Annotated in this window: 6 protein-coding genes; 3 read left to right on the top strand and 3 right to left on the bottom strand. The window is 59.7% G+C overall.

All coding sequences use genetic code 11. From position 1 onward, the window contains the following. Positions 1-11: 11 nt before the first annotated feature. Positions 12-974, bottom strand: coding sequence for an IS110 family transposase (locus BFQ03_RS08165; protein WP_065942825.1), 963 nt, complete (start codon positions 972-974; stop codon positions 12-14). Positions 975-1,274: 300 nt separating this feature from the next. Further along, complete coding sequence (gene ettA, locus BFQ03_RS08160; protein ID WP_032861975.1) at positions 1,275-2,939, bottom strand: energy-dependent translational throttle protein EttA; 1,665 nt, start codon at positions 2,937-2,939, stop codon at positions 1,275-1,277. 254 nt (positions 2,940-3,193) lie between these two features. Between ettA and BFQ03_RS08155 the strand changes: the two genes are divergently transcribed. The 3 genes from BFQ03_RS08155 (at position 3,194) to glyA (ending at position 9,204) form a co-directional block, all read left to right on the top strand. Continuing rightward, the gene (locus BFQ03_RS08155) at positions 3,194-3,802 is read left to right on the top strand and encodes a LysE family translocator (RefSeq protein WP_032861861.1); all 609 of its coding nucleotides are present in this window, start codon (positions 3,194-3,196) and stop codon (positions 3,800-3,802) included. A gap of 118 nt (positions 3,803-3,920) precedes the next feature. Next, a complete protein-coding gene (locus BFQ03_RS08150) occupies positions 3,921-7,772 on the top strand; it encodes a bifunctional diguanylate cyclase/phosphodiesterase (protein ID WP_065942824.1) in 3,852 nt (1,283 codons plus the stop codon). A 178-nt stretch (positions 7,773-7,950) separates the two neighbouring features. Beyond that, positions 7,951-9,204, top strand: coding sequence for a serine hydroxymethyltransferase (gene glyA, locus BFQ03_RS08145; protein ID WP_032861858.1), 1,254 nt, complete (start codon positions 7,951-7,953; stop codon positions 9,202-9,204). Between the two features lie 188 nt (positions 9,205-9,392). Here glyA and yjiA read toward each other — a convergent pair whose 3' ends face one another. Then, a complete protein-coding gene (yjiA, locus tag BFQ03_RS08140; RefSeq protein WP_032861856.1) occupies positions 9,393-10,352 on the bottom strand; it encodes a GTPase in 960 nt (319 codons plus the stop codon). Positions 10,353-10,433: the final 81 nt, after the last annotated feature.

Raw genomic sequence — 10,433 nt, 5'->3', positions numbered from 1 at the left:
TGTGGGAGATTCTATGTTGCAGGGAAACCCTGCAACCTTAAATTCGGCTGATATTCGCTCTGGTTTTTCATCAGCGCGAATGCCACCCGGCAGAGCTTGCGGGCGAGGATCACCAGGGCTTGGGTCTTTGCCAATCCTCGGGCCAGGTAGGACTCGTAATAGGGTTTCCAGGTCGGCGATCGGCTAGCGGCCATTGCTGCGTTGTGAGCAAGGCGCCGTAACTCCGAATCGCCCTTTTTACTCAGGTGCCGAGGACCGGCCTTCTTTCCGGAGTCTTTTGGTCTCAGATCCATCCCCAAGAAAGCGATGAATGCATCGCCACTGGCGAAATGGCCACGCATGAAGGCTGTCGCTAGACCCGTAGCCGTAAGATCACCAACCCCTTCAATGGCTTTGCAGCGCTTGATGTTTTCGGTGATGCCTGCCTCTTTGCTGACTTTGTGCAGCAACTTCTGAATGACCAGCTCAGCTTGTTTGAAGGACTTTAACTGCTGGGCCAATTCGTCCTTCAAAAGCGGTTCGCCCGACCAACTCAGCGTTAGGCTCACGCGCAAGTTGATAAGCTCTGCACGTCGGTGCAGTAAGCTTTTCAATAGCTTATAAGCCTGCGGAGGTGGGCTCCAGAGCCGCAGCCGTTCCTGCTCGCTGCTCAGGTAGCGCGCCAGCAAACGCGCATCGCAAGGGTCTGTTTTCGCCCGTTGGCCAATGCTTTCGCGGTAATGGCTCAACCGATAAGCGTCTACAACGTAAACCCGATGTCCCATTTCATGGGCGAGTTCAGCTGTGTCCAAGTGGTAAGTGCTGGTGGCTTCCAGGGCAATTGAGCTGTTGGCAGGTAGCGTTTTGAGCCAGCGGCCAAGAGCATCGCGGTCGTTGGTAATGGTTTGAATGGCTTTGAGGTCTTCGCGGTAGGCGACGACGTCGGCCTTGGCCACATCGATACCCAGAACCGTTGGTGAAGTAAGGATTGTCATAACAAATCCTCGGAGCTAGTGTTTAAGGGCTTGTCGGGGTCTACCCCAGCGCTGGCTTGCCTCTATCGTCGGTTTTCCCGATGAATTCCTTATCGGCGCTTGGGGTAGAAAGGGCGGGACGAGAAGTCTCCCACGGTCCGTACTGGCTAGAGTCGGAATCGGGCTTTTAGTCACCGCCCACCCCTTCAAGTTTAAACATACAAGCGGGCTTGCTCGCGAATGAACTCAACGCGGTACTCCCGAAACACAGGCAAAAAAAACGGAGCCCGAAGGCTCCGCTTTTCAAACCACCGACCCGATTCAGGCCAGTTTCTTGTGCCGCACACGGTGCGGCTGGGCAGCAGCTTCGCCCAGACGTTTCTTGCGATCCGCTTCGTACTCGGTGTAGTTGCCTTCGAAGAACACCGCCTGGGAGTCGTCTTCGTACGCGAGGATGTGTGTCGCCACACGGTCAAGGAACCAGCGATCGTGAGAGATCACAATCGCGGCGCCCGGGAAGTCCAGCAGGGCTTCTTCCAGGGATCGCAGGGTTTCAACGTCGAGGTCGTTGGACGGTTCGTCGAGCAGCAGGACGTTGCCGCCCTCTTTCAGGGTCAAGGCCAGGTGCAAGCGACCACGCTCACCACCAGACAGGTCCTTGACGAACTTCTGCTGGTCGCCGCCCTTGAAGTTGAAGCGGCCGACGTAGGTGCGCGACGGGATTTCATAGTTGCCGATGCGGATCTGGTCGGAACCGTCGGAAATCTGCTGGAACACAGTCTTGCTGCCATCGAGGTCTTCGCGGCTCTGGTCGACACAGGCCAGTTGCACGGTTTCGCCGACTTCGATGGTGCCCGAATCCGGTTGTTCCTTGCCCATCAGCATGCGGAACAGGGTGGATTTACCCGCGCCGTTGCCGCCGATCACGCCGACGATGGCGCCTTTAGGCATGGAGAACGACAGGTTGTCGATCAGCACGCGATCGCCATAACCCTTGCAGACGTTCTTGAACTCGATGACCTTGTCACCCAGGCGTGGACCGGCCGGGATGTAGATTTCGTTGGTCTCGCTGCGCTTCTGGAATTCCTGGGACTGCATTTCCTCGAAGCGTTGCAGACGGGCCTTGGATTTCGACTGACGGGCCTTGGCGCCTTTTCGTACCCATTCCAGCTCGTCTTTCATGGCCTTTTCATGGGCCGACTGCTGCTTGGATTCGGCCGCCAGACGGTCGGACTTGGCTTCCAGCCAACCGGAGTAGTTGCCCTCGTAAGGGATACCGGCGCCACGGTCGAGTTCCAGGATCCAGCCGGCGACGTTGTCCAGGAAGTACCGGTCGTGCGTGATCGCAACCACGGTGCCCGGGAAATCATGGAGGAAGTGTTCCAGCCAGGCCACGGAGTCGGCGTCCAAGTGGTTGGTCGGTTCGTCGAGCAGCAGCATGTCGGGGGCCGACAGCAGCAGGCGGCACAAGGCCACACGGCGCTTCTCACCACCGGACAGGTGTTCGACCTTGGCGTCCCAGGCCGGCAGGCGCAGCGCATCGGCGGCGACTTCCAGCTGGCGCTCCAGGTTGTGGCCGTCGCTGGCCTGCAGGATGGCTTCGAGCTTGGCCTGTTCAGCGGCGAGCTTGTCGAAGTCGGCATCTTCATCGGCGTAGGCGGCGTAGACCTCGTCCAGGCGGGCCTGGGCGTTCTTGATCACGCTGACAGCTTCCTCGACCACTTCACGCACGGTCTTGGACGGGTCCAGGATCGGCTCTTGCGGCAGGTAGCCGATGTTCAGCTCGGGCATCGGGCGGGCTTCGCCTTCGAACTCGGTGTCGACGCCGGCCATGATTTTCAGCAGCGTGGATTTACCCGAACCGTTGAGACCGAGCACGCCGATCTTGGCGCCAGGGAAGAAGGACAGCGAAATGTTCTTGAGGATTTCCCGCTTCGGTGGAACAACTTTGCCCAACCGATGCATGGTAAAAACGTATTGAGCCAAAATGTGGACCTCGTAAAAAGATGAGAACAGGGCCTGCGTAGCGTCATGGCGCTGTACGTAGCACATCGAATGATCAAGGTTAACCTAAGTCAGCGGCGGCGGGCAGATTGACAGGCGCTTTTGAGCCGCGCTTTTTCCTACTGAGGGCCAGATGGAACACAATACCCGGCAACAACGTCCTACATGAAGAAGACACATGGCACATGCATGCTGGACCACGCCTTACCCCCTGACGGTCCCGGGAGACAGCTTCCATGCTTAGCGTCATGTCTGCGCTGGGGTTGTTGCTATTGATGCCGGGGCCGACCAATACCCTGTTATTGCGCTCTGGCGTGCTCTCGGGCTTCAGGCTGGCCTGGCCCCTGAGCCTGTTGGAGTGCCTGGCTTACCTGCTGCAGATTTCATTTTGGGGCTACCTGCTCAGCCATATTGGCGCCAATGCGCCGTGGTGCCTGAAGGTGATGCAGTTCATCTCTATCTGTTACCTGGTCAAGACCTCATACGGCCTATGGCGCGAGCCTGCCGCCGATCTGTCCCCACTGCCCGGGGCGCGGGTGTCGAGGTGGCATTTCTTTTTACTGACGCTGATCAACCCGAAGGGTTTGCTGGTGGTTTCGTTCATCGTGCCGGTGCAGACCTTTGCCGATATAGCCTTGTACGGGCAGTTCGTCATGCAATTCACGGCAGTGGTGATCCCCGTTGGCTGCGCCTGGGTGCTGTTCGGCGCGCGCATCAAACGCAGCCGGCATGTATGGCTGACTCCACAGAACATCAACCGCACAGCCTCTGTGGTTATTAGTTGCTTTGCGCTGGCGATTCTATTCAGACTGGCAGATGCCTTGATCAGCACTGGCCCGGCCTGATAGTCCCGCTAAGCGGGGCTGGCACTTTGCCACAACTCAAGGCATGCTAGCCGCCCTCCGGGCGTCCGGCTTATAGTGCACGTCGCGCGCCAGTCCAGCCAAACCGCAGGATCACAGCTTGTCCAACGTAACAAAGCCAAGCCCCTTGCGCGCAGCTCATATTGCGCCAGGCGCTCCCCTGCACGGAACCCTCAAGGGCGCATTGGCGACGCTGGTCCTGCTGCTGCTTGCATTATTGTTCTGGCAACTGCTGGATCAATTGCAGCAAAACCAGAAAAACCAGCAGCAATACACCATCGACTACAGCGCGGACTTGGCCGAACAGATCAGCCTGAACATGGCCTTGAGTGCGCAAATCGCCCTCAACCTGCTACCCATCGTCGAGCCGCCGCGCAACGATGAACAGCACCAAGCCCTGATGCGCACCTTGCAACGTTCGTTGCCGGAACTGCGCAGTGTTGCCCTGCTCGCCCCCAGCGGCGCGGTGATCACCGACACGGCCGACAACAGCCAGGACAGTGCCTGGCTCGAAGAACTGGTCAAGCGCAGCCATGCCCAGTCCTATTACCTGAGCAATAGCAGCGACGGTTCCATCATCTACCTGCTGCTGCACCAGCCCAGCGGCGGCGCCAAGATGTATTGGGCATTGCGCCTGGCACCCAATTACCTGGCCAACCTGACGCGTCAGGACGGTCAGGGAGCGCGCCCGATGTGGGCCATAGAAAACCAGTTGAACCACCGGGTCGTCAGTCGCGACAGCGGCATGCCCAGCCAGTGGTCGGCCGGGCTGACCCCGGAAGAACTGAAGAAAACCGTACTGGTCACGCCCCTGAGCAAAAGCGACTGGCAACTGCGCGGCCTGTTTGATCGCGCCGCCGTGCTGGAACAACTGCTGCCGGCGTTTATCGGCAAGTGTCTGCTGGGCCTGGCTTTTTCACTGATCCCGGTGCTGGTCCTGCTGAACATGCGCCGCCGCCAGCGCCAGGTCAACGAAGGCCGGCGCCGCTACCAGGATATTTTCGACGGCACCGGCGTGGCCTTGTGTGTGCTCGACCTGTCGGGCCTGCGAAGCTTCTTCGACAAGGCCCAATTGCACAGCCGCGAGCAATTGCAGGACTGGCTGCACAACAGCCCCGAGCAACGCCAGCAACTGCTCAAGGAATTGCGCATCACCGAGGTCAACCAGGTGGCGGTGCGCCTGTTGAATGTGGCGTCCTGCGAACAGGCGTGGGAGCGCTTGATCGACGGTTGTGCGCTGAACACCAGCGCCATTGGCTATCAAGTACTTGAAGCGGTGCTGACCCAGCAAAAACAGTTGGAGCTGGAGATTCAACTCAGCGACATCGAAGGCAACGACCAGTACCTGTGGCTGGTGATGCGCCTGCCGGAAGAACAGCACGACTATAAAGCAGTGATCCTCAGCATCAGTGATATCACCAGCCGCAAGCTGATCGAACTGTCCCTGGTGGAGCGCGAAAGTTTCTGGTCGGACGTGGTGCGCACCGTGCCTGATCATCTGTATGTGCAGGATGTGATCAGCCAGCGGATGATTTTCAGCAACCACCACCTGGGCCACACCCTGGGCTACAACAAGCACGAACTGCAGCAAATGGGCGAATACTTCTGGGAAATCCTGCTGCACCCCGAAGACGCCGAGTACTATCACGACCTGCGCCAGCAACAGCGCGAAGCCGGTTACCTGACGCAGTTGCAGTGCCAGTTGCGCTTTCGGCACCGCAACAACCAGTGGCGGCGCTTCGAGATCCGCGAACAGGCCCTGGCCCGGGACAAGTCCGATCAGGTTACGCGGATTATCGGCGTGGCCAAGGACATTACCGATCAGATCGAAGCCAGTGAATCCCTGCGCGACAGCGAGCAACGCTACCGCATGCTGGCCGAAAGCATCAGTGACGTGATCTTCTCCACCGACAGCAAGCTGGCCCTCAACTACGTCAGCCCGTCGGTGCATGCGGTATTGGGCTATGACGTCGACTGGATCTTCAAGAACGGCTGGCAATCGACGATCGCCAACCCCCAGCAACTGACTGGCATCTACACCCTGGTTGAGCGGGTCAGCCGCTCCCTCGACCAGCCCCAAGCCCTGGCCCTGCTGCGCGATGACGTGCAGACCCAATTGTTTCTGTTCGATTGCCTGCGGGCCGACGGGCGCAAAGTACCGATCGAACTGCGCCTGGTGCTGGTGTGGGACGAGCACGGCGCGTTCGAAGGCATCCTTGGCGTAGGTCGCGATATCAGCCAGCAACGCCGCGCCGAGAAAGACTTGCGCATGGCGGCCACGGTATTCGAACACTCCACCTCGGCGATCCTGATCACTGACCCTGCCGGCTATATTGTGCAGGCCAACGAAGCCTTCAGCCGGGTCAGCGGTTATGCGGTGGCCGACGTCCTCGACCAGTTGCCGAACATGCTGACCGTCGACGAACAGCAGGAAGCGCACCTGCGCTACGTGCTCAAGCAACTGCACCAGCACAGCACCTGGGAAGGCGAAGTGTGGCTCAAGCGCCGCAGCGGTGAGCATTACCCGGCGTGGGTCGGCATTACCGCCGTGCTCGATGATGAAGGCGACCTCGCCAGCTACGTGTGCTTCTTCAGCGACATCAGCGAGCGCAAGGCCAGCGAGCAGCGCATCCACCGCCTGGCCTACTACGATGCCCTGACCCACCTGCCCAACCGCACTTTGTTCCAGGACCGCCTGCACACCGCCTTGCAGTCGGCCGAACGGCAGAAGTCGTGGGTGGTGCTGATGTTCCTCGACCTCGACCGTTTCAAACCGATCAACGACTCCCTGGGCCACGCCGCCGGCGATCGCATGCTCAAGGAAATGGCCACCCGCCTGCTCGGTTGCGTGGCCGAAGACGACACCGTGGCGCGCATGGGCGGGGACGAGTTCACCTTGCTCCTGCAACCGCGGGTCAGCCGCGAAATGGCGCTGAACCGGGCCATTCATGTGGCCGAGCAGATCCTCGCCAGCCTGGTGAAGCCGTTCGTGCTTGAAGGTCGCGAGTTTTTTGTCACCGCCAGTATCGGTATCGCCCTGAGCCCGCAGGACGGCAACGAACTGAGCCAACTGATGAAAAACGCCGACACCGCGATGTACCACGCCAAGGAACGCGGCAAGAACAACTTCCAGTTCTACCAGGCCGACATGAACGCCAGCGCCCTGGAACGCCTGGAGCTGGAAAGCGACCTGCGCCACGCCCTGGAGCAGAACGAATTCGTACTGTATTACCAGCCGCAGTTCAGCGGCGATGGCAAACGTTTGACCGGCGCCGAAGCCCTGCTGCGCTGGCGCCACCCGCGTCGTGGCCTGGTGCCGCCAGGGGACTTCATCCCAGTACTGGAAGAATTGGGCCTGGTGGTGGATGTGGGTGACTGGGTAATCGACGAGGCCTGCCGCCAACTCAAGACCTGGCACCAGAACAAGGTGCGGGTGCCCAAGGTCTCGGTAAACATTTCGGCGCGGCAGTTCTCCGACGGGCAGTTGGGTACGCGGATCGCCACCATCCTCAAGGAAACCGGCCTGCCGCCGGCGTGCCTGGAACTGGAGCTGACCGAAAGTATCCTGATGCGCGAAGTCAACGAAGCCCTGCAGATCCTCGCCAGCCTGAAAAACCTCGGCCTGAGCATCGCGGTGGACGACTTCGGCACCGGTTACTCATCGCTCAACTACCTCAAGCAATTCCCCATCGACGTGCTGAAGATCGACCGCACCTTCGTGGATGGTTTGCCATCCGGCGAGCAGGACGCACAGATCGCCCGCGCAATCATCGCCATGGCCCACAGCCTGAACCTGGCGGTGATCGCCGAAGGCGTGGAAACCCATGAGCAACTGGACTTCCTGCGTGAGCACGGGTGCGACGAGGTGCAAGGTTACCTGTTTGGGCGACCGATGCCGGCCAATCGGTTTGAGGCGCAGTTCTGTAATGATGCACTGTTCATGTTTGACTGAAGTTTTACGGTGAGGCTGATGGCCTCATCGCGAGCAAGCCCGCGAAGAGGCCCTCAAATACGCCATCCATCTCTGGATGAACGCCACTTGTCCGCGACATGATGTCCTTTCATATGCCATCTAAAACCCATTGGGTTAGAATGCCCCTCTTTTCTGCCCCCGATCCTTGAGGACCGCCATGTTCAGCCGTGATTTGACTATTGCCAAGTACGACGCCGATCTCTTTGCCGCCATGGAGCAAGAAGCCGTGCGCCAGGAAGAGCACATTGAGCTGATCGCTTCGGAAAACTACACCAGCCCTGCGGTGATGGAGGCTCAAGGTTCGGTTCTGACCAACAAGTACGCCGAAGGTTACCCAGGCAAGCGCTACTACGGCGGTTGCGAATTCGTCGACGTGGTTGAGCAACTGGCCATCGACCGCGCCAAGGAACTGTTCGGCGCCGATTACGCCAACGTCCAGCCTCACGCCGGCTCCCAAGCCAACGCGGCCGTTTACCTGGCCCTGCTGCAAGGCGGCGACACCATCCTGGGCATGAGCCTGGCCCACGGCGGTCACCTGACCCACGGCGCCAGCGTTTCGTCCTCCGGCAAGCTGTACAACGCTGTGCAGTACGGCATCGACGGCAACGGCCTGATCGACTACGACGAAGTCGAGCGCCTGGCGGTCGAGCACAAGCCAAAAATGATCGTGGCCGGTTTCTCTGCCTACTCGCAGATCCTCGACTTCCCACGCTTCCGTGAAATTGCCGACAAGGTTGGCGCCTACCTGTTCGTCGACATGGCCCACGTGGCCGGTCTGGTCGCCGCTGGCGTCTACCCGAACCCGGTACCTTACGCTGACGTCGTGACCACCACGACCCACAAGACCCTGCGCGGTCCACGTGGAGGCCTGATCCTGGCGCGCGCCAACGCCGAGATCGAGAAGAAGCTGAACTCCGCGGTATTCCCGGGCGCCCAGGGTGGCCCGCTGGAGCACGTGATCGCCGCCAAAGCGATCTGCTTCAAGGAAGCGTTGCAGCCTGAGTTCAAGACTTACCAGCAACAAGTGGTGAAAAACGCCCAGGCCATGGCCACTGTGTTCATCGAGCGCGGTTTTGACGTGGTTTCCGGCGGTACTGAAAACCACCTGTTCCTGCTGTCGCTGATCAAGCAGGACATCTCCGGTAAAGATGCTGACGCTGCCCTGGGCAAAGCCTTCATCACCGTGAACAAGAACTCGGTACCGAACGACCCACGTTCGCCGTTCGTCACCTCGGGCCTGCGCTTCGGCACCCCGGCCGTGACCACTCGTGGCTTCAAGGAAGCAGAGTGCAAGGAACTGGCTGGCTGGATCTGCGACATCCTGGCAGACCTTTCCAACGAAGCCGTGATCGATGCGGTCCGTGAGAAGGTCAAGGCCATCTGCAAGAAGCTGCCGGTATACGGCGCTTGATTGCAGTTGCTTGAATGAAAAGCCCGGCTCTTGCGCCGGGCTTTTTTATGCCGATCTGAACCTGGAATGCAGATCAAAATGTGGGAGCGGGCTTGCTCGCGAAAGCGACCTGTCAGTTGATGCATGTACCGACTGATACACCGCTTTCGCGAGCAAGCCCGCTCCCACATTTTTGACTGCATTTCAGGTCAGGATTGGTAAACCCGGGCAAAGCCTGCACGGATTTTGTCTTCGGGCAACTCATCGGCAATAAACACAATCACACTCTCCCGCGCCTCGCCTTCGGCCCATTCGGTATCCCAATCGAAACCGTAGAGCTTGAGCACGCCCTGGAACACCATGCGCCGGTCTTCTCCGGCGATGTTCAGCACGCCCTTGTAGCGCAGCAGTTGCTTGCCGTGCTCTTCCAACAGCTCGTTCATGAAGTCGCTGAGACGGTCGATATCCAGCGGCTGGTCAGTACGTAACACCAGGCTGGAGATACGATCGATAGACGGCGCCTGGCTGACCGGGCGCAGGGTCATGCCGGCGTTGAGGTTGAAGCCGCGCACGTCCAGCAACTCGGCGAGATCGATCTTGCCGTGCTCCACCACACGAATCGGCGCGCGTCGGTTGATGCGGGTCAGGCGCTGGCTGAGGGCATCGAAGCTGGCGTCGTCGACCAGGTCGCGCTTGCTCACCAGCAGACGATCGGCAAAGCCGATCTGCGCCTGGGCGATGGTCTGCGTCAGGTGGTGTTCTGCGTGGGCCGCGTCCACCAGGGTGATGATGCCGTCGAGGATGTAGCGCTCGCGCAGTTCTTCATCGATGAAAAAGGTCTGGGCCACCGGCGCCGGGTCGGCCAGGCCGGTGCATTCGATCACCAGGCGGTCGAAGGCGATCTCGCCGCTGTCCAGGCGTTCGAGCAGCAGGTACAGGGCTTTGGTCAGGTCGGTGTGGATGGTGCAGCACACGCAGCCGTTGGACAGGGTCATGACTTGCACCGGCTCATCGCCCAGGAGCTGGGTGTCGATGCCGGCGTCGCTGAATTCGTTTTCGATCACGGCGATTTTCAAGCCGTGTTCGGCCTTGAGCAGGTGGCGCAACAAGGTGGTCTTGCCAGCGCCGAGGAAGCCGCTGAGGACGGTGACGGGGATGGGAGAGATCAAAAATATTCTCCTGAAAAATGGGAGCGCAAAAACAACTGTAGGAGCGAGCTTGCTCGCGAAGAACGTCAACGATAACGCGTG

It is taken from the genome of Pseudomonas sp. 25 R 14 (assembly GCF_900004755.1).
Lineage (GTDB): Bacteria > Pseudomonadota > Gammaproteobacteria > Pseudomonadales > Pseudomonadaceae > Aquipseudomonas > Aquipseudomonas brenneri.
This window is presented reverse-complemented; position numbering and strand designations above follow the sequence as displayed.